The organism is Streptomyces sp. NPDC088124 (assembly GCF_040685895.1).
Taxonomy (GTDB): Bacteria; Actinomycetota; Actinomycetes; order Streptomycetales; family Streptomycetaceae; genus Streptomyces.
Genome location: NZ_JBFBJB010000051.1, coordinates 35,880 through 54,709, shown reverse-complemented (window position 1 = coordinate 54,709; position 18,830 = coordinate 35,880). Strand labels below are relative to the sequence as shown.

Genomic DNA, 18,830 nt, shown 5'->3' with positions numbered 1-18,830 from the left:
TGAAGTGTGCGGGCCCACCAGGCCCGCACACAGAAAGGCGGCCGGACCGTGGAAGGACGGTCCGGCCGCCGCGGGCCCGGCGGGGCGAGCTACGCGCTCGGCGCTTTGGTGGTCTCCGTACCGGCGTCCGCACCTGTATCCGTATCGGTACCGGCACCCGTACCGGCACCCGTACCGGCACCCGTACCGGCATCCGTACCGGCATCCGTACCGGCCGGTCCCGCCGCCTCGGCCCGTTCCGCGCGGCGCAGCAGCAGCGCCGCCAGCAGGCCGCCCGCGAGCACCGCGACCGCGCCGAAGAGCTGGCTGGTCTCCAGGCCCGAGGCGAAGCCGTCCGCGATACGCTGCCTGGCCGCCGCGCCGTCCGCCTCGGCCAGCACCGTGGGCAGCGACGCCGCCCCCACCGCGCCCGGGACGAGCGCCGCGAAGCGGGAGTTGAGCACCGCGCCGAGCGTGGCGACGCCGAGGCCGTTGCCGAACTCGCCGAGGGTGCCGTTCACTCCCGCGCCCACCCCGGCCTTCTCCGGCGGAATCGCGCTCATGATCGCGTTGGCCATGGCGGGCGTGGCCAGCGCGATGCCGGCGCCCATCACCACCAGGCCGAGCAGCATCCCCGCATAGGCGTGGCCGCCCAGCACGGCGATCGCCGTCAGCCCCGCGGCGAGCATGGCCATTCCGATGGCGATGGTGAGCGGCGTGCCCAGCCGGGGCAGCAGCCGGGCCCCGACGCCGGTGAGATTGAGCGCGACGACGGTGAGCGCGAGGGGAGCGGTCCGCAGGCCGGCCTCCAGCGGGCCGTACCCCAGCACGAACTGGAGGTGCTGCGTGAGCAGGAAGAGCGAGCCGCCCATCCCGAAGGCGATCAGAACCGCGCCCGCCACCGCCCCGACGAACCGCCGGTCGCGGAAGAAACGCATGTCCAGCATCGGGTGCGGGATACGCAGCTCCCAGAGCACGAACGCGGTGAGTACGGTCACCCCGACCGCCCCGGAGGCCAGGACCTGCCCCGACGCCCAGCCGTGCTCGGGGCCCGAGATGATCGCGTAGACCACCCCGGTCATCCCGATCGTGGAGAGCAGCGCGCCGAGCAGGTCGGGGCGGTCGCCCTCCTTGGTCTTCGACTCGGGTACGAGCGCGATCACCGCGGCCAGCCCCATGACGGCGACCGGGATGTTGATCAGGAAGATCGCGCCCCACCAGAAGTGGTCCAGCATCACCCCGCCGACCAGGGGGCCCACGGCGAAGCCGAGCGAGTTGACCGTGGCCCAGAGCGCGATGGCCCGCACCCGCTCCTGCTCGTCGAAGATCTGCACGACCACGGCGAGGGTGGTGGTGATCAGCAGCGCACCGCCGACGCCCATGCCCGCCCGCGCCGCGATGAGCTGCGCGGAGGAGTCCGCGAGACCGGCCACCAGCGATCCGATGCCGAACAGGGTGAGCCCCGCGACCAGCATCTTCTTCCGGCCGTACCGGTCGGCGGCGCTGCCCGCGGTGAGCAGCAGACCCGACTGGACCAGGGAGTAGGCGTTGATCATCCACTGGATGTCGGCGGTGGACGCGTCCAGCTCCCGGGTGAGGGAGGGGATCGCGACGTTCAGCACCGTGTTGTCGAGCAGCACCGTGAGCTGGGCCAGGCAGATGACGCCGAGGATGAGCCAGCGTTGCGGATGGCCCGACGGGGCTCTGCCCGCGTCGGTGGTCGTGACCGTCATGCGGCCCTGCCCTTCTTGTCCTTCTCGATACGTGTGTACGGAACCGTTCCGGCGGGCGCCGACGCGGGCACAGCCGCCCCGGCGGGGAGCCTTCGGCGGGGAGCCTTCGGCGGGGAGCCTTCGGCGGGGAGCCCCCGACGGAGAGTCCCTGGCGGAGAGTCCCCGGGGGCGCCCCGCATCGGCCGTCGTCACCGAACCATCGAGGCGGCCACAGTCGTCGGACCCACGACATCCGTTCACACTCATGGCCCGGCACGGGCCCGGACAAGGAGTTTCCGTACAGCCCGAAACGCGCTTCCCCGCTTCGGTCGGGGCGGCGATCACGCCCCGCATAGGGTGGGGGCATGCAGGAGCAGTACCGGACCGTCGCCCGCGCGGGCGTCCACGAGACCGAGGTCAACCGGTCGCGCTTCCTCTGTGCGCTGGGACCGGCGGCGACCGAGGAGGAGGCGCAGGAGTTCATCGCGCGTGTCCGCAAGGAGCACCCGACGGCCACGCACCACTGTTTCGCGTACGTGATCGGCGCTGATGCCTCCGTGCAGCGGGCGAGTGACGACGGCGAACCGGGCGGCACGGCGGGCGCACCGATGCTCCAGATGCTGATGCGACGTGAGGTGCGCTACACGGTGGCCGTCGTCACCCGCTACTACGGCGGGGTCAAGCTCGGCGCCGGTGGCCTGATCAGAGCGTACGGGGGAGCGGTCGGCGAGGCGCTGGACGCGCTGGGGACCCGGATCAGGCGGCGCTTCCGGCGGGTCACCGTCACCGTCGACCACCAGCGCGCGGGCCGGCTGGAGAACGATCTGCGCGCCATGGGGCGCGCGGTGGGCGAGGTGCGCTACGCCGAGGCGGTGACGATCGAGCTGGGGCTGCCGGACGCGGAGGTCGACGCGTTCCGCGCGTGGCTCGCGGACACCACGGCGGGGACGGCCGTCCTGGAGCTGGGCGGGGAGGCGTACGGCGATGCCCCCTCGGAGTGACCTGCTGATTCGACCGAGCCGACCGAGCCGACCGAACCAACCGAACCAACCGGATCAACCAAACCAACCGGACCAATCAACCCCACCGGGCCAACGAGACCAACTGGGTCAAAGGCGCGAACGGGAGGAATGTCTCTCTTGAGGTTTCTGCACACGTCGGACTGGCATCTCGGCCGGTCCTTCCACCGCGTGAACCTGCTCGACGCCCAGGCGGCCTTCCTCGACCACCTCGTGGCGATGGTCCGCACCCACGACGTCGACGCGGTCCTCGTCGCCGGTGACGTCTACGACCGGGCCGTACCGCCGCTCGCCGCCGTCGAGTTGTTCGACCGCGCGCTGCACCGCCTCGCCGGTGCCGGGGTGCCCACCGTCATGATCTCCGGCAACCACGACTCGGCCCGCAGGCTCGGCGTCGGAGCCGGGCTCATGGAGCACGCGGGCATCCACCTGCGGACCGACCCGGCAGGCTGCGCCACCCCCGTCCTGCTGGCGGACGCCCACGGCGAGGTGGCCTTCTACGGACTGCCCTATCTCGAACCGGCCCTGGTACGGGCGGAGTTCGAGGCGCCGAAGGCCGGTCACGAGGCGGTGCTCGGGGCCGCCATGGAGCGCGTACGGGCCGACCTCGCCGCCCGCGCGCCCGGCACCCGCTCGGTCGTCCTCGCGCACGCCTTCGTCGTCGGTGGCGCGCCCAGCGACAGCGAGCGCGACATCACCGTCGGAGGGGTCGCGGCCGTGCCCGCCGGGGTCTTCGACGGTGTCGACTATGTCGCGCTCGGGCACCTGCACGGCTCCCAGACGCTCAGCGAGCGCGTCCGCTACGCGGGCTCGCCCCTCGCCTACTCCTTCTCCGAGGCCGGCCACCGCAAGACGATGTGGCTGGTGGACCTCGGGCCCGAGGGGGAGATCGACGCCCGGCGGATCGACTGCCCGGTGCCACGCTCCCTCGCCCGGATCCGCGGCCCGCTCGACGAACTGCTCGGCGACCCCACCCTCGCCCGCCACGAGGAAGCCTGGGTCGAGGCGACCCTCACCGACCCCGTGCGCCCGGCCGAACCCATGGCGCGGCTCGCCACGCGCTTCCCGCACACGATCAGCCTCGTCTTCGACCCCGAGCGGCCGGAGGGCGATCCGCTCGCCTCCTACTCCAGGCGCCTCGCGGGCCGTACCGACCAGCAGATCGCCGCGGACTTCGTGGCGCACGTACGGGGCGGGGCGGGGCCGGACGAGCGGGAACGCGTCGTGCTGGGCGCCGCGTTCGACGACGTACGGGTCGAGGCGGCGGCGCGCGAGGTGGCCCCGTGAGACTGCACCGGCTGACCGTCACCGCCTTCGGTCCCTTCGCCACCACCCAGGAGGTCGACTTCGACGCGCTCTCCGGCGCCGGGCTCTTCCTGCTGCACGGCCCGACCGGCGCCGGAAAGACCTCCGTGCTGGACGCGGTCTGCTACGCGTTGTACGGGGCCGTACCGGGCGCCCGGCAGGGCCCCGGCACCACCCTGCGCAGCGACCACGCGCCCACCGGGGCCGTCACCGAGGTCGTCCTCGAACTGACCGTCGGCGGGCGGCGGCTGGAGATCACGCGGCGGCCCGCGCAGCTCCGTCCCAAGAAGCGCGTCAAGGGCTTCACCACCGAGAAGGCGCAGAGCTGGCTCCGGGAGTACGCACCCGACGGCCACGCCGGCGGCGGAGCGTGGCGCGCCCTGAGCCGTTCCCACCAGGAGATCGGGGAGGAGATCAGTCAGCTCCTCGGCATGAGCCGCGAACAGTTCTGCCAGGTCGTGCTCCTGCCGCAGGGCGACTTCGCCCGCTTCCTGCGCGCCGACGCGGAGGCGCGCGGCAGACTCCTCGGCACGCTCTTCGACACCCGCAGGTTCGCCGCGGTAGAGGAGCGCCTCGCCGAGCTGCGGCGTGCCGCCGAGCACCGGGTACGCGCCGGGGACGACCGGCTCCTCGGCATCGCGCAGCGCATCGCCCAGGCGGCGGAGGGGAGTTCGGCCGCGGCGGGGGGCGGGGAGGTGCCGCAGCCGCCCGAGGGGAGGCCCGGTGAGGCCGGGCTCGCGCCTGCCGTGCTCGCCTGGGCGGCGGTCGTACGCTGCGACGCCCACGAGCGGGCGGACATCGCGGCGTCCGGCCTCGCCCGGGCCGAGCACCGGCTGGCCGAGGCCCGGAGCGTACGGGACGCCGAGGACGAACTGGCCGTACTCCAGGAGCGGTTCGCGGAGGCTCAGCGGCGCCGCGCCGCCCTCGAAGCGCGCCGCCCCGAGTACGAGCGCAGCCGGGCGCTGCTGGAGCGCGACCGCAAGGCCGAGCTCGTCGCCCCGGCGCTCGCCCTGCGCGACGAGGCGGAAGAGGCCCACCGCGCCGCCTCCGCCGCGCACGGGCGGACCAGGGGCCTGCTGCCTCCGGAGCTCGCCGACGCCGGGGCCGAGCAACTCGCCGCCCTGGAAGGGGCCGTACGCCAGGAGCTGGGCGCCCTTGACGCGGCGCGGCGGGCGGAACGCCGCAGCGCGGAGATCACGGCCGAACGCGCCGAACTGGACCGACAGGCGCGCGCCGACGACGACATCCTCCAGGAGGCGGCCGCCTGGCTGGCGGGCTGGGAGTCCGAACGGCGCGCCCTGCTCGACCGGGTGGAAGAGGCACTGGAGGCGGCGACCCGCGCCGAACAACTGGCCGGACAGCTCGAACCGGCCGGGCGGCGACTGGCCGCGGCCCGGCGGCGCGACACCCTCGAAGGGGACGTACGGGAGGCGGAGCGGCGGCTGCTGGCCGCGGGCACCCGCGTCAACACCGCCCACGAGCACTGGCTCGACCTGCGCGAGCGACGCTTGAAGGGCATCGCCGCCGAACTGGCCGGCCGGCTCGTCGAGGGCGCCCCCTGCGCGGTCTGCGGCTCCGCCGACCACCCCGACCCCGCGCGCCCCACGGACGACCAGGTCGAACCGGCGGCGGAGGACGCGGCCCTGGTGGAGTACCGGCGGTCCGGCACGGCCCAGGAGGAGGCCGACCGCGCGCACGCGGCGCTCCGGGAACAGTACGCGACGGCCCGCACCCAGGCCGCCGACCCGTCCCCGCCCGCCGACCCGTCCACCCAGGACCCCACCCTCGTCGAACGCCCCGTCGTCGAGCCCACCGTCCTCGACCCCACGGTCATCGAACTCGCCGCCCTCGACCCCACCGTCCTCGAACTCGCCGCCCTCACCGAGCGGTTGGACCGTGAACACACCGCGGCGCGCCAGGTCGCCGCCGGGGCACACGCGGCGCGCGAGGTCCTGGCCCGGGCCGAGCGTGAGTACGAGGGGCGGGTCACCGCACAGCGGGAGGCCGAACGCCGCGCCGCCGCCCGGACCTCGCGGCGCGAGGCGCTGGAAAGCGAACAGGGCTCGCTGCGGGCCGAGTTGAGCCGCGCCAGAGGAGAGGCCGCCACCGTCGCGGACCGGGTGGCCGAACTGGCGGGCCGGGCCCGGCTGCTCGCCGCGGCGGCGGAGACCGCACGCGCCGCCGACGCCACCGCGCTGCGCCTCAAGGAGGCCGACGGGCATCTCGCCGGCGCCGCCTTCCGGGCCGGCTTCGACACCCCCGGCGCCGCCGCCGAGGCGCTGCTCGGCGCCGCCGACCGGCGGTCGCTCCAGCACCGTATCGACGACTGGCAGGCCGAGTCCGCCGCGGTCGCCGACCGGCTCGCGGAACCCGCGCCCCGGGAAGCCGCCGCGCGCCCGCCCGCCGACCCCGGCCCCGCGCGGGCCGCCCACGACGCCGCCGAACGCGCCCTGCGTGCCGCCTCGGCCCGGGGCGCCGCCACGCGGGAGACCCGGGAGCAGCTCGCCGGCCTCTCCCGGCGGGCCGAGGCCGAGGTGCGCGGGCTCGGCCCCGTGCGCGAGGAGTACGACCGGGTGGCCCGCCTCGCCGGGCTCACCGCAGGCACCTCGGCCGACAACGAACGCCGGATGCGCCTGGAGTCGTACGTCCTGGCGGCCCGCCTCGAACAGGTCGCGGCGGCCGCCACCGTGCGCCTCCAGCACATGTCCTCCGGGCGTTACGCCTTGTCCCACACCGACGCCCGCGCGGGCGGACAGCGCCGGTCCGGGCTCGGGCTCCACGTCATCGACGCCTGGACCGGCAGCGCCCGGGACACCGCGACGCTCTCCGGCGGCGAGACGTTCTTCGCCTCCCTCGCGCTCGCGCTCGGCCTCGCGGATGTCGTCACGGACGAGGCCGGCGGCGTACGGCTGGACACGCTCTTCATCGACGAGGGCTTCGGCAGCCTGGACGACCAGACCCTGGACGAGGTCCTGGACGTACTCGACTCGCTGCGGGAGCGGGACCGCAGCGTCGGCATCGTCAGCCATGTCGCGGACCTGCGCCGCCGTATCCCGACCCAACTGGAGATCGTCAAAGAGCGGCACGGGTCCGCGGTGCGCCAGCGAGTCGTCGGGGAGTGAGGGGAGTAAGGAGGGTGGGGGAATGAACAGGCCCGCCCCCTACGGACGGTGCCACCGCGGCGCTCTCAGTGCGACGGTGTTTCCGTACGGGGCGCCCGCGCCGGCCGCGGTGCCCCACCGCCGGCCGTCGGCACCTTCCGCAGCCCGGGCGCCAGGGTCAGTGTGACGGTGACGGAGAGCACCGCCATGACGGCCGGCGCCGCCGACACCGAGGTGAGCTGGGCGACGCCACCCGCCAGCGCGGCGCCCACCCCCTGCATCGCGAGCATCCCCGAAGTGTGCAACCCGAGGGCGTGGCCGCTCAGTTCGTCCGGAGTCAGGGACATCAGCCGCTCCTGGAGGACCAGACTCGCGGCGAACCCCACCGAGGCCAGGGCCACGGCCACCGCCACGAGCGGCAGCGCCGGACGCGGGGCGAGCAGCGGATACGGCAGGGCGAGCAACAACAGCAGCGGCACGCCGAGCCGCTCCCGCCACCGGCGCGGCACGAACCGGCCCACCGCGACGTCCCCGGCCAGCATGCCGCAGGCACCGCAGGCGAAGAGGAGCCCCGCGTACCGGGGCGCGTAGGCGACGAAGAGCGATTCACAGCCGACGATCAGCCCGTTGGGCACCCACAGCGCGAGATAGACGGAGCGGCGGGGACGCGAGGACCACAGCAGCGCGTTGGTCCGCCAGGTCTCGGCGGGCGAGGGGCGCCCCGTCGCACGCGGCGGCCGGCCGCTGAGACCGAGGCGGGCGACGGCCGCGGTGGCGAGGTGGAGAGCGGCGCCCGCGAGCAGGGTGCCGCGAGGCGACAGGGCGGTCACCAGCAGACCGCCGGCCGCGAAGCCGCCGATCTGCGCCGCGCCCGCGCACTGGTTGAGCACGGAGCGCCCGAGCAGATAGCCGTCCCGCTCCAGGATCTCGTTGAGCAGCCCGTACCGCACCCCGCCGACCGGCGAGGCGACCGTACCGAGCAGGAACAGCACCCCGAACGAGGCCCCCACCGGCAGCCCGGGGACGGCCAGGACGGCGGTGCCGAGGGCGAACAGCAGCGACGTCCCGGCCAGCGTGGCACGCGGCGGCAGCCGGTCGGCCGCCGAGAGGAGCGTGGCCGCGCCGACCACCTGGGCGAGGGAGGGCCCGAACATGGCGAGCGCGGAGAGCAGCGGTGAACCGGTCGCCGAGTAGATCAGGGTGCCCAGCGCGAGCCCGCCGACCGTCTGGGCGCCGACCTGTCCGGCGGACAGGAGGAACAGCGGGGTGAACTCGGGCACACGGAAGAGTTCGCGGTAGGTACGCATGAGTGGAGTGTCGAGCGGCCCCGGCCGGGCCGTTACTCTTTCGCGGGGAGGCGAAACATGGGCTGGTGGCAGGTCAGCGCGGACACCCTCGCGAGCAGCCGTTTCGTCGTCTCCGCCCTGGCCGAGACGGTCGCGAGCCTCAAGATCCTGGAGCGGGGCACGGCCGCGCATCCGGGCGAGCGCGCCTGGCTCGGCCTCCACCTGCCCGCCTACCGCGAGCGCCAGGCCGACGACCCGGTCGGCGCGCTGCTCGTACGGGCCGCGCTGGGGCGGCACTGGAACGCGGACTACCTCACGCCCACCCCGACCGGCGACGGCGACCAGCCCTTCGAGGACGAGGTGAGGTGCGTACGCGAGACGCCCGCCGACGCCGCCCGCGCCGATCTGACCGTATCGCTGAACGGCCCGCTCCCCGCCCTGCTGCACCGCTCCGACCTGCCGGAACGCACCGCCGAGGTACTGACGTGGGTGTGGACGCGGACCGTGCTGCCCACGTGGCCGAGGCGCCGCCGCGTCATCGAGGCGGACGTCGTCGCGCGTACGGCCCGGCTCGGCCGGGCCGGCTGGGCCGCGACCCTGGAGGGCATGCGCCCCGGGATGCGCTGGCTCGGCGGGAGCCGCCTCCAGATCAACACCAAGGACAACCCGCCGAGAGAACTGTCCGGGGCGCGCCTGATGTTCGTCCCCGTGACACCGGTCACCGGATGGGTCTCCTGGGACGCGCCGCACCGGTACGCCGTGGTCTACCCCTGCTCCGGCGCCCTGGCCGAGGCGGACCGCGCCCCCGTCCCCGAGAGCCTCGGCGCGCTGCTCGGGCCCGCGCGGGCGGGCGTCCTGGTCCTCCTCGACACCCCGAAGAGCACCACCCAACTGGTGGCGCTGACCGGCCAGGGCCTCGGCTCGGTGGGCCGCCACCTCAAGGTCCTCCACGACGCCCGGCTGATACGCCGCCGGCGCGCCGGCCGGTCCGTGCTCTACTTCCGCACCGACGCCGGCGAGGTCCTGGTCAACGCCCAGCACGACGGCTGACCCGGCGCCCGGGAACCGCGCACCCCGGAGGAAAACCGCATGACAACCACCGCCGCCCCGGCCATCATGGGCCCCCATGTCCGCACCCGAGCCGCCCGCCCGCCGTGCCGCCGGACGCCCCGTGGCACCGGAGGCGGTTCGGGGCAGGGGCGGGTCAGTCCGTGGCGCCGGCCTCCGCGAGCGCGGTGAAGAGATCCGTCAGGTCCGCCCCGGCCGGCGCCCCGCTCACCTGTCCGTCGCCCACCTCCACCACCCGCCACACCCCGTCCTTCCGCAGCGCCAGATCCGTCGTCAGGAACCGGCAGCCGAGGGCCCGTACGGCAGGTGCCACCGCTGCCAGCACCGTCGCCGCACCCCGCGCGGATTCCAGGTCCGGCAGGTGGCCGGGGGTGTCCGGGTGGGGGGTGGTCAGGACCGGCACGCCGTCCACCCACCACACGCGGGCCTCACCGCCGGGCGTGAACGGCTCGTACGCGCGCAGCACCACCCCGCCGGCCAACGAGTCCTCCTGAAGCGCGAAGAAGCGGTCCACCACCGCTATGAGGCGCTCGTGATCGGTGAGTTCGGGGATGAAGCAGGCCTCGTCCCAGCGGTCCTTCCGGGACTTCACGTAGTCCTTGACGATCCCGGGACCCGGCCCGAGGGGCGCCGCGAGCGCCGCCAGTTCCGCGCGCCCGGGGGGTTCGGCGGGTGGCCGCTCCTGCCAGACGCTCCGTGGCGTGAGGTCCGCGAACTCCACGTACCAGCCCGGGAGTTCATGCGCGCGCCGGTACGAACCGGGGTCGGTCAGCAGCCGGCAGCCCCGTACCTCCATGCCGCGCGCCAGTTCCTCGTACGACGCGGGGGGCATCATCCACCCCCGGTACCAGTACGGCCCCGAACCACGCCGCACCCCCGCCAGCGCGCCCGCCGTGTCGCCGGAGAGCAGCGCGTCATGGTCGAGCAGCGCGAACGCCGAGTCGGGCGAGCGCGCCAGGGCCGCCTCGGCGGCGAACACCGGATCGGTCCGGACAGTCCGCAGCGGATCGGCGCAGAACAGAAAACCGGCTTCCATCGCATCCCCCAGACATTTCCCACGCTTGAGTCACACACCTTGTGACTGCCCTGACTGTCCTGTGATTGTCGCGCTTCCGGCGGAAGGGCATCAGCGGAAGGGCATCAGCGGAAGAGAATCAGAAGAGAACCAGGAGAGAACGTGTCCACGGCCCCCGCACTCGACATCCGTCCCGCCCTCTCGGACGACGAGCTGAACGAACTCTTCGCCGCGTCGTGGCCGGACCACACCACGACGGCGTTCGCGCCCCTCCTCGACCGCAGCCTGCTCTGGGTGGCCGCCCGGCGCGCCGGGCGGCTCGTCGGGTACGTCAACGTCGTCGGCGACGGCGGACTCCACGCCTTCGTCCTCGACACCACCGTCCACCCCGACGAGCGCCGCCGGGGCCTCGGCCGCCGGCTCGTGCGGACCGCGGCGGCCGAGGCGTGCGCGCGGGGTGCGCGCTGGTTCCATGTCGACTACGAACCGGCGCTGGCGCCCTTCTACGCGAGCTGTGGTTTCCGGACGACCGAGGCCGGGCTCATGCCGCTCGTGCCACGCGGCTGAGCCCGGCCCGCGTCAGAGCTTCGACAGCTCGTCCACCAGATCGTCCAGGCCCAGCGAGCCCTGCGACAGCGCGGCCATGTGCCACGCCTTCGCGTCGAACGCGTCGCCGTGCGCCTTGCGCGCGTTCTCCCGGCCCAGCAGCCAGGCGCGTTCGCCCAGCTTGTAGCCGATGGCCTGGCCCGGCATCGACAGATAGCGGGTCAGCTCGCTGCTGACGAAGTCCGCGGGACGGCCGCTGTGGCTGCCGAAGAACTCCTCCGCCAGGTCGGGCGTCCAGCGCTCGCCCGGGCGGAACGGCGAGTCCGCCGGGATCTCCAGTTCCAGGTGCATCCCGATGTCCACGATCACCCGGCAGGCGCGCATCATCTGCGCGTCCAGATAGCCGAGCCTGCGCTCCGCGTCCGGCAGGAAGCCCAGCTCGTCCATGAGACGTTCGGCGTAGAGCGCCCAGCCCTCGGCGTTGGCGCTGACCTGCCCCACCGACGCCTGATAGCGGGAGAGCTGGTCCGAGACATGCGTCCACTGCGCGATCTGGAGGTGGTGGCCCGGGACGCCCTCGTGGTACCAGGTCGACACCAGGTCGTACACCGGGAAGCGGGTCTCGCCCATGGTCGGCAGCCAGGTGCGGCCGGGGCGTGAGAAGTCCTCGGAGGGCCCGGTGTAGTACGGGGCCGCCGCGCCGCCGGGCGGGGCGATGCGGGACTCCACGCGGCGTACCCGCTCGGCGAGTTCGAAGTGCGTGCCGTCCAGCGCGTCGATCGCCTCGTCCATCAGCTTCTGGAGCCAGATCCTGACCTCGTCGACGCCCTCGATGTGCGCGCCGTGCACATCGAGATGGGCCAGCGCCTCCCAGGGGCCCGCGCCCGGCAGGATCTTCCCCGCCTCGTCCTTCATCTCGGCGAGCAGCCGGTGGTACTCCGACCAGCCGTACGCGTACGCCTCGTCCAGGTCCAGGTCCGTACCGTTGTAGTAGCGCGCCCAGCGGGCGTAGCGCTCCCGGCCCACGGTGTCGGGCGCGTCCTCGACGGCCGGGGCGTACACCTCACGCATCCAGTCGCGCAGTTCCGCCACGGCGGCGGTCGCCGCGTGGGCGGCGCCGTCCAGTTCCGCGCGGAGCGAGTCGGGGCCGGCCGCGGCGAACTCCTCGAACCAGCCCCGGTCCGTACCCGCCCACTCCGTGAGCTGTTCGACGAAGGTCGCTGTCGCGCGCGGCCCGGCCGGCAGCTTGCGCTCGATGCCCAGCGCCAGCGACGCGCGGTACCCCTCCAGCGCGGCGGGCACGGCACGCATCCGCGCGGCGAGCGCCGCCCAGTCCGACTCGGTCTCCGCGGGGGTCACGCTGAAGGCGTTGCGGATGAAGTGCGGGGCGGAGTGGAGATTGCTGACCTCGCGCAGCCCCTCGTCCGTGTCGTGGACGGCGAGGAACGCGGTGAGCCGCTCGCGCAGCAGCCGGCCGCAGCGCCGCTCGGCGTCGCTGTCGGCGCCCGGCAGGGTCTCGGCCTCGTCGAGCCGGGCGAGCGTGGCCCGGGCGAGATCGGCGCGGGCCTGCTGACCGGCAGGGGAGAAGTCGGGGAGGCGGCGGGAGGATTCCGCCACGCCGAGATAGGTCCCGGTGATCGGATCGAGTTCGATGAGCGCGTCGACGTAGGCGTCGGCGACCTGGCGGGGCAGCGCGCTGCCGGCTGTGTCTGACATGCCGCCATCCTCTCCGACCCGGACGGCCGCGTCACTTCACCTTCTCCGGTGCACGGTTGGAATGGCTGATCAGATGGGATGGCGTGAGACGGGCCGCCCGGCACCGCCCGCGTCGTACGCCCCGGGACGGCGCGGGCAGGCCACGACGAACACCGGAATCCAGCCTTCTCCATGCGGCGAAACGGCCGGTCAATTCCGCCCGTTACGGACGGACCCGGGCCCAGAACCGAGGGGGAGCGGTGCCCGCGGCCCCGGACCGACTTTGGCCGGATCCCGACACTCGCGCGCGCCGCCGGGCGACTGGCCGCCGCCCGGCGGGCGTCACGGAGTGGTCCGGTCGAACAGGCCGGAATCGTTGTACGACGGACGGGGCGACCCGCCCGGGGCGGCGTGCTCCAGCCGGGCCGTGATCACGAGCGTGCCCTCGTCGATCTGGTAGTCCAGCGGCAGCCCGAGGTCGCGCATGGCCGCGACCATGCCCGTGTTGGAGGCCTGGGTCACCGCGTACACGCTGCCCGAGCGGGCCTCGACGGCCAGCGCGACGAGCCGGCGCAGCAGTTCGGAGCCGATGCCGCGCCGCTGCCAGGTGTCCTCGACGATCAGCGCGACCTCGGTCTCGTCGCCGTCCCAGAGGAGATGGCCGAGCGCGACGAGTCGTCCCGAGGCGGTCTGGACGGCGAGCGTCCGTCCGAAGCGCGGGCTGAGCAGGTGCGTCAGATAGCGGTCGGCGTCGCCCACCGGGCCGTGGTAGCGCAGGCCCAGCGTGCGCGGCGTGCAGCGGCTGTGCATGGCGAGCGCGGCGTCGAGGTCGGCGATGTCGGCCCGGCGGACGGTGATCTCCTCGCCCTCGGGGAGGGTGAGCACGTCCTGGCTGCGGGGGATGCGCGGGCCGAGCCGGGTGTCCAGCTCCACCAGCGCGTGGGCGCGGGCGAACTCGGTGGGGGTGAAGGGGAGATACGGGCGCTCTATGGTGATGCTGCCGCCGTGCGGGTCCCGCAGCCGCATCTCCGTACCGTCCTGTCCGTCGATGCCCTCGCACTCGTCCTCCGGGCCGCCGTCGCCGCCGGCCGCCCGTCCGCCGGTGGATCCGGCGGGCCGGGAGTGGATGGTGCACCGTCCCAGCAACTGACGGAGCGCGAGCGGGAGTTCGGCCCCGTCCAGCGCCGTGCGCGTGGCGAGGCCGAGCACCCGGGTGGGGGTGTCCACCAGATCGTGCGCATCGGCCCGCTCGACCCAGGTGGCGGTGCCGCCCGCGGCCGAGACCTCACGGACGAGGTCCTTCGCCTGGAGCGACGCCGGGGCGCGCAGCAGGAATTCGTCGACCGTGCCGTCGGCCAGCGGATGGGTCCCCAGGGTGAGGATGTCCACCCGGTGCGTCGCGAAGGTGACGCACAGCGCGGCCAGGCTGCCCGGTTCGTCCTTCACGGTCGTCCGCATCCGCCACAGGGTCGTCTCCTCCCGTTCCGCCCCCTCCCGTCCCATGCTCTCCGATACGTCCGGTGCCGTGGCCGGGGCGGAGGCGGACGGCCCGTCTCCGCCGGACGCGGGTGGTGCGTGCCCGTGCCCGTGCCGCCGTGCCCACCAGGTGTGGAACGCGGCCGTGGCGATCAGCGCCACGGCCGAGGCGACCAGCAGGAACCCGCCGTCGGGTCCGTGCGCGATCAAGTTCGCCAGCGCGTCGGCGACCGCCACCGCGGTGAACAGGGCGGCCAGCTCGACGAGATCCCGCCGCCAGTGGTGGGGGCGGCGGGCACTCTTCGCGGAAGTCACATTGGTCATGACCTCACTCTGACCGAACGGTGTTGCGTGATCACGAACGGTTTGTGACTGATGGGTTAAGGCTGGATCTGTTCCCTTTTGGGCTATCTTCGGCCATTTATGGCGCGGAGTGATCGCTTCCCTGGCGGATCGCGATCAGAAGCCGGGAGGCTTGTGTGATCACCTGTGAGGTGCCCCGGCGTCCGGCGAGCTCCGCCAGCCCCGGTATCTCCTCGGAGCCCCCGCCGCGCTCCACGCAGTCGGCGGCCACGGACAGTATCTCCCCGAGCCCGGGGAGCGCCGCCGCGGTGCGCGAGCCGCCACCCGGCGCCGCCGGCTCCGGGGCCATCAGGGCGGGCAGGGCCGGCAGCAGCACCGAGGCGACCGTTCCGTACGCACCGGTCGCGGCCGCCGTACGGGCCGCGTCGGCCAGCCGGTTGATCTTCATGTCCGTGGAGATCACCAGCGCGGCCAGCTCCTCGCCCAGCATCGGCCCGGACAGCTCGCCCCGGGCCGCGAGCACCAGCAGAGCGTCCACGGCCGACAGCCGGTCCTGCGGATGCCGGGCGCCCAGCCCGTACGCCAGCCCCCGGTGCAGACACCGGCCCACCGGCCCCCCGATCTCGGCGAGCAGGGGCAGCCACCAGTTCCCGCCCCGCTGATCGTCCCGCGCGCTCGACGCGGACTCGGTGAGCAGCCGGGCGGCCAGCGCCTCCCGGTCCTGCGGCAGGACCGCTGTCCAGTGGCTGCCCCGCATCCCGTTCCAGTGGTAGCAGGCCTGCACCGTCCGCGGCGCCGGGCGGCCGAGCCAGTGGAACGACTCGGGGAACTTCCGCCACACGGACGACAGCTCCTCCCGCTCGGTCTTCTCGGTGGTCTCGGTCTTATCGGGCTCCCTCCTCGTCCGGCTTGGCCACACGGTCCCCGCGACCTCCGCGGGCCGGGGCGGCTCCGCCATCGGCCGCAGCGCCGGTACGGGGGCGCCGTCCGCCGTGAGCCAGGCGACGAGTCGGTCCGCCTCCGGCGTGCCGAGCTCCACCGCCGCGCGCACCGCCGCCGGATCATCGCCCCGGTCCACCCGCAGCAGCGCCTGGGCGAAATCGGCCGGCCCCGGTGTCGCACCCAGCCGTCGGTACTCCCGCAGCCGCTCGACGAGAACCCCGGCGTCCAGCGCTCCCGTCTCCCAGCCCGGGGTGGCGAGCAGGAAGGGCGGCGGCTCCGCGTGCACCAGATACGCCGCCTCCCGCAGCCGGGCGTCGATCACCCCGACGAGCGGGGAGTGCGCACACGACCGGCCGGCCTTCCCCTGGTTGGACGAGGCGTGCAGCGTCCGCGTGGACACCCGGTCGAGCAGCGCGGCGGCCACCACCTCCAGATCGCAGATGTTCCGCGTGAACCACTGGTCGCGGTCCCGGCGGTCCTCGTCCTCCAGCCACCAGCACCCCGCGAGCGCCGGGCGCAGCGCGCCCACCAGCGCCACCCGGTCCCGGTACGCGTGTCTGACCAGGCCGTCCAGCGCCCGCTCGAACGCCGGCATCTCACCGGGCGTCGCGATCAACGCCGCCACTTCCTCGACCAGTTCGGCCAGATCCGCCGGGGCGGGCGCCAGCGCCACCCGCTCCGGGACGGGCGGCAGGATCTCCACGTACGGCGCCGCGCCCGCCGACGGAATGTCACCGAAGATCTCGCCCGCCCGGGAGTGGTGGACCGGACTCAGCAGCGCCGCCGCCCCCGCCACCTCGGGGCGCCGGTCCGCGTCCAGGGCCGGGAGATGCCGGGCCACCAGCTTCAGCGCCCGCTCCTGGACATCGGTGTCCTCGTGCCCGAACGCCTCCGCGACCACCGGCAGCAGCTCGCCCGCCGCGCCGGCGTCGGCCCGCAGCACCTTGCCCAGCAGCACCAACTGCGCCCGCACCAGCTTCTTCTCCGGCCGGAAGAGCATCGAGGCCGAGAGGTCCGCGAGGCTCCGTACGGGCAGCGCGCCGGAGAGCGCGAGCCGGCCCAGCACCTCCTGGGCGTGCCCCGCCACGGCCACCGGACCGTCCGCCGCCATGCCGGTCCAGTCGGCGGTACGGTCCCGCTCCTCCTCCGCCGTCAGCGTCAGCCGGCGCAGCAGACGCAGGAAGAACGTCAGCGCGCCCGGCCGCCCGCCGCGCAGCAGCCGCGCCACCGTGGCGTCCACCAGCACCCGACGCTCCACCACCCCCTCGTCCGCGAGGACGGCGAGCACCGAAGGCCAGTGGTGTGCCTCGTCCGGATCGTTCTGCCAGGCGAGCGGCCCGGACAGCTCGGCCGTCTCGAACAGCCGCGGCACCATGATCCGTACGTCGGGGTCCGCGCGCAGCGCGGGGAGCAGCTCGCCGTGCGAGGGCAGCGCCGCCGCCCAGCCGTGCACATAGCCGTCCGTGGTCGGCACCTGGCACCCCGCCAGGCGGACCAGCTCCGTGATCAGCCGGTAGTCCAGCGCGGCCGTCGACGCCCGGTCCGCGAGCCGGTGGGCGACATCGCCCAGCCACCGCGGGTCACGGTCGGCGAGGACCTCGATCAGCAGCCGGTGCGGGAGCGAGGAGCTGACCCGCAGATCGCGGGCGCTGATCCAGGCCGCCGCGGCCGCCGCGCCCGTCAGGCATCCGGCGCCCGCCACCACCAGCGCGCACCCGACCTGCTGCCGCTCCTGCCACCGCCGGAATCCCCAGTCGCGCAGCTCCGCGCGGAGCGCCTTCAGCGCGGCCAGCTCCGCCTTCCGCTCCACGGCGGTCAGCGGCTTCACCAGCCCGGGAACGGCCGCGACTCGCCCCGCCCGGACGGCGTCGAGCAGCGCGCTCATCGCGCACCGCCCGTGGCCGCCACGGCCGCGCGACGCGCCATCCGGACGGCGAGCGCGTGCTTGCACGGCCCCCGGCGCCCCCGGTGGTCGGCCCACCACCGGCACGTACAGCTCGGCACACCGCCCGACTCGCGCACCTGATACCGGCGTTCACCCGAGGCTACGGAGGAGACAGAACTGACAGAACTGACAGAAGAGGTGGAGGAGACGGAAGAGACGGGCGCGTCCGACGCGGCCCGGGCCGGCCCGTCGTCCAGCGTCACCGCCCCCTCGGCGAACAGGGCGCGCGCCGAGACCAGCCGTGGGTTGTGCCGCTCCACGCGCCCCGCGTCGTACGGCAGCTCCCGGTGGAAGTACGCCGCGTCCGCGACGTCGTAGCCGACCCGGCCCGCCGTGCCCAGCCGGGTGAGCGCGGCCCGCACCCGCTCCACCGACAGCCCCGACTCCGCCGCCAGCTCCGCCGGATCGATCCGCGGCTCCCACGCCAGCAGCACCGACACCAACTCGGCGTCCCCGGCCGCCTCCTCGGTGGCCAGCGCCTCCAGCACACCCCCCTCGCCGGAGAAGCCGCGCGCCGCCTCCGGCGACAGCGTGAGCGTCAGCCGCATCCCCGGCAGCACCGCCTCCCAGGCGCTCGACACCGCCGCCCCGTCCGTCACCGGCGGTCCGTACACCCGCAGCGCCGTCGCGTCCCGCAGCACCCGCTGCAGCGCCGCCAGCCGCTCAGGACCCGGCAGGCACACAGCGCCCGGCACCGGCCGGGTCGTCGGCCGCAGGGTCCGCCCCGCCGGCACCACCCACAGGGCCCCGCGCGACGCACTGCCCCCGCCGCGGGGCAGCGAGCGCAGGAAACGCACCGCCTCGGCCCCGGTCAGCTCCGCCCGCAGATCGAAACCGGCGGTGACCACCTGCGCCTCGGCGAACCCCCGCAGCCAGCGGTCCGGCAGCGGAACCTTCTTCTCCACCACCGCCCCGCCGACCGTCGTGACCGCCAGCTCGTCCGGCCCCACCCGCAGATGCAGCGGATCGTCGCCGGTCATCCGGGACAGCGCCTCGCGCAGCGGATTGTTCACATCCACATTGGTCGTGCCGTGGCCCGTCCGCGCCCCGTCGAGACCGTCCTCCAGCACATCCAGCCGCGCGTACACCCCGCAGCAGCCGGAGAACGACTCGAAGCGCAGCCGGTCGCCGTTCCCCGTCACCACCGGGTCCAGCGAGGCCCCCGGCACCCGCTGGTGGTACCGCGCCCCCGCCACGTCCGCGACGGCCAGCAGGCCGCGCGCCGCCGCCCGCGGCGAGGACAGGAACCCGGAGAAGAAGCGCGGATGCGCCTCGGCGCCGGCCGGAGTGAGCCCGCCCGACGTCTCCAGGCCGAGCAGCCGTCCGCCCCGGGTGTGTGCCAGGGCGGACGGACGGGAATAGGCCAGAGCCTGTGTGGATCGCGTCATGGGAAAAACCGTAGACGCGACCACTGACAATCAGCCTGAGCTGGGAAAAC

The 18,830-nt window shown here is 74.4% G+C and carries 12 protein-coding genes; 5 read left to right on the top strand and 7 right to left on the bottom strand.

Features of this window, described 5'->3' with window-relative positions; genetic code table 11:
* Window positions 1-89 precede the first annotated feature (89 nt).
* Window positions 90-1,712 carry an MFS transporter gene (locus AB0P17_RS32745; RefSeq protein ID WP_365816654.1) on the bottom strand — a complete coding sequence of 541 codons (1,623 nt, stop codon included), beginning with the start codon at window positions 1,710-1,712 and terminating at the stop codon, window positions 90-92.
* A 344-nt stretch (window positions 1,713-2,056) separates the two neighbouring features.
* Between AB0P17_RS32745 and AB0P17_RS32740 the strand changes: the two genes are divergently transcribed.
* The 3 genes from AB0P17_RS32740 (at window position 2,057) to AB0P17_RS32730 (ending at window position 7,137) form a co-directional block, all read left to right on the top strand.
* Window positions 2,057-2,692 carry a YigZ family protein gene (locus tag AB0P17_RS32740; protein ID WP_365816651.1) on the top strand — a complete coding sequence of 212 codons (636 nt, stop codon included), beginning with the start codon at window positions 2,057-2,059 and terminating at the stop codon, window positions 2,690-2,692.
* Between the two features lie 138 nt (window positions 2,693-2,830).
* Window positions 2,831-3,997: an exonuclease SbcCD subunit D gene (locus AB0P17_RS32735; RefSeq protein WP_365816649.1), complete on the top strand. Its 1,167-nt coding sequence runs from the start codon at window positions 2,831-2,833 to the stop codon at window positions 3,995-3,997.
* Window positions 3,994-7,137 carry an SMC family ATPase gene (locus AB0P17_RS32730; RefSeq protein ID WP_365816647.1) on the top strand — a complete coding sequence of 1,048 codons (3,144 nt, stop codon included), beginning with the start codon at window positions 3,994-3,996 and terminating at the stop codon, window positions 7,135-7,137. Before AB0P17_RS32735 ends, AB0P17_RS32730 begins: the two co-directional genes overlap by 4 nt.
* A gap of 65 nt (window positions 7,138-7,202) precedes the next feature.
* Here AB0P17_RS32730 and AB0P17_RS32725 read toward each other — a convergent pair whose 3' ends face one another.
* Window positions 7,203-8,423: an MFS transporter gene (locus AB0P17_RS32725; protein ID WP_365816645.1), complete on the bottom strand. Its 1,221-nt coding sequence runs from the start codon at window positions 8,421-8,423 to the stop codon at window positions 7,203-7,205.
* A gap of 57 nt (window positions 8,424-8,480) precedes the next feature.
* On the opposite strand from AB0P17_RS32725, the gene AB0P17_RS32720 reads away from it, so the two are divergent.
* Window positions 8,481-9,452, top strand: coding sequence for a transcriptional regulator (locus AB0P17_RS32720; RefSeq protein ID WP_365816642.1), 972 nt, complete (start codon window positions 8,481-8,483; stop codon window positions 9,450-9,452).
* A gap of 154 nt (window positions 9,453-9,606) precedes the next feature.
* Here AB0P17_RS32720 and AB0P17_RS32715 read toward each other — a convergent pair whose 3' ends face one another.
* The gene (locus tag AB0P17_RS32715) at window positions 9,607-10,506 is read right to left on the bottom strand and encodes an ATP-grasp domain-containing protein (protein WP_365816640.1); all 900 of its coding nucleotides are present in this window, start codon (window positions 10,504-10,506) and stop codon (window positions 9,607-9,609) included.
* A 141-nt stretch (window positions 10,507-10,647) separates the two neighbouring features.
* Here AB0P17_RS32715 and AB0P17_RS32710 point away from each other — a divergent pair, with 141 nt between their 5' ends.
* Window positions 10,648-11,052 carry a GNAT family N-acetyltransferase gene (locus AB0P17_RS32710; protein ID WP_365816638.1) on the top strand — a complete coding sequence of 135 codons (405 nt, stop codon included), beginning with the start codon at window positions 10,648-10,650 and terminating at the stop codon, window positions 11,050-11,052.
* A gap of 12 nt (window positions 11,053-11,064) precedes the next feature.
* On the opposite strand, the gene AB0P17_RS32705 is transcribed toward AB0P17_RS32710, so the two are convergent.
* From AB0P17_RS32705 to AB0P17_RS32690, 4 genes are all read right to left on the bottom strand, one after another.
* Window positions 11,065-12,747, bottom strand: a complete 1,683-nt coding sequence (locus AB0P17_RS32705; RefSeq protein ID WP_365816636.1) for a DUF885 domain-containing protein — start codon at window positions 12,745-12,747, stop codon at window positions 11,065-11,067.
* 321 nt (window positions 12,748-13,068) lie between these two features.
* Window positions 13,069-14,526, bottom strand: a complete 1,458-nt coding sequence (locus tag AB0P17_RS32700) for a GNAT family N-acetyltransferase (protein ID WP_365816634.1) — start codon at window positions 14,524-14,526, stop codon at window positions 13,069-13,071.
* A gap of 97 nt (window positions 14,527-14,623) precedes the next feature.
* Complete coding sequence (locus tag AB0P17_RS32695; RefSeq protein WP_365816632.1) at window positions 14,624-17,332, bottom strand: DUF6493 family protein; 2,709 nt, start codon at window positions 17,330-17,332, stop codon at window positions 14,624-14,626.
* On the bottom strand, window positions 17,329-18,780 hold the full coding sequence (locus tag AB0P17_RS32690) for an SWIM zinc finger family protein (protein WP_365816630.1): 1,452 nt from the start codon (window positions 18,778-18,780) through the stop codon (window positions 17,329-17,331). The genes AB0P17_RS32695 and AB0P17_RS32690 overlap by 4 nt, the downstream gene beginning before the upstream one ends.
* Window positions 18,781-18,830 lie beyond the last annotated feature (50 nt).

Coding starts and splice junctions, on each gene's coding strand:
- AB0P17_RS32705 (WP_365816636.1), bottom strand. CDS start 12,747: ATGTCAGACACAGCCGGCAGCGCGCTGCCCCGCCAGGTCGCCGACGCC.
- AB0P17_RS32740 (WP_365816651.1), top strand. CDS start 2,057: ATGCAGGAGCAGTACCGGACCGTCGCCCGCGCGGGCGTCCACGAGACC.
- AB0P17_RS32695 (WP_365816632.1), bottom strand. CDS start 17,332: ATGAGCGCGCTGCTCGACGCCGTCCGGGCGGGGCGAGTCGCGGCCGTT.
- AB0P17_RS32700 (WP_365816634.1), bottom strand. CDS start 14,526: ATGACCAATGTGACTTCCGCGAAGAGTGCCCGCCGCCCCCACCACTGG.
- AB0P17_RS32725 (WP_365816645.1), bottom strand. CDS start 8,423: ATGCGTACCTACCGCGAACTCTTCCGTGTGCCCGAGTTCACCCCGCTG.
- AB0P17_RS32715 (WP_365816640.1), bottom strand. CDS start 10,506: ATGGAAGCCGGTTTTCTGTTCTGCGCCGATCCGCTGCGGACTGTCCGG.
- AB0P17_RS32690 (WP_365816630.1), bottom strand. CDS start 18,780: ATGACGCGATCCACACAGGCTCTGGCCTATTCCCGTCCGTCCGCCCTG.
- AB0P17_RS32745 (WP_365816654.1), bottom strand. CDS start 1,712: ATGACGGTCACGACCACCGACGCGGGCAGAGCCCCGTCGGGCCATCCG.
- AB0P17_RS32720 (WP_365816642.1), top strand. CDS start 8,481: ATGGGCTGGTGGCAGGTCAGCGCGGACACCCTCGCGAGCAGCCGTTTC.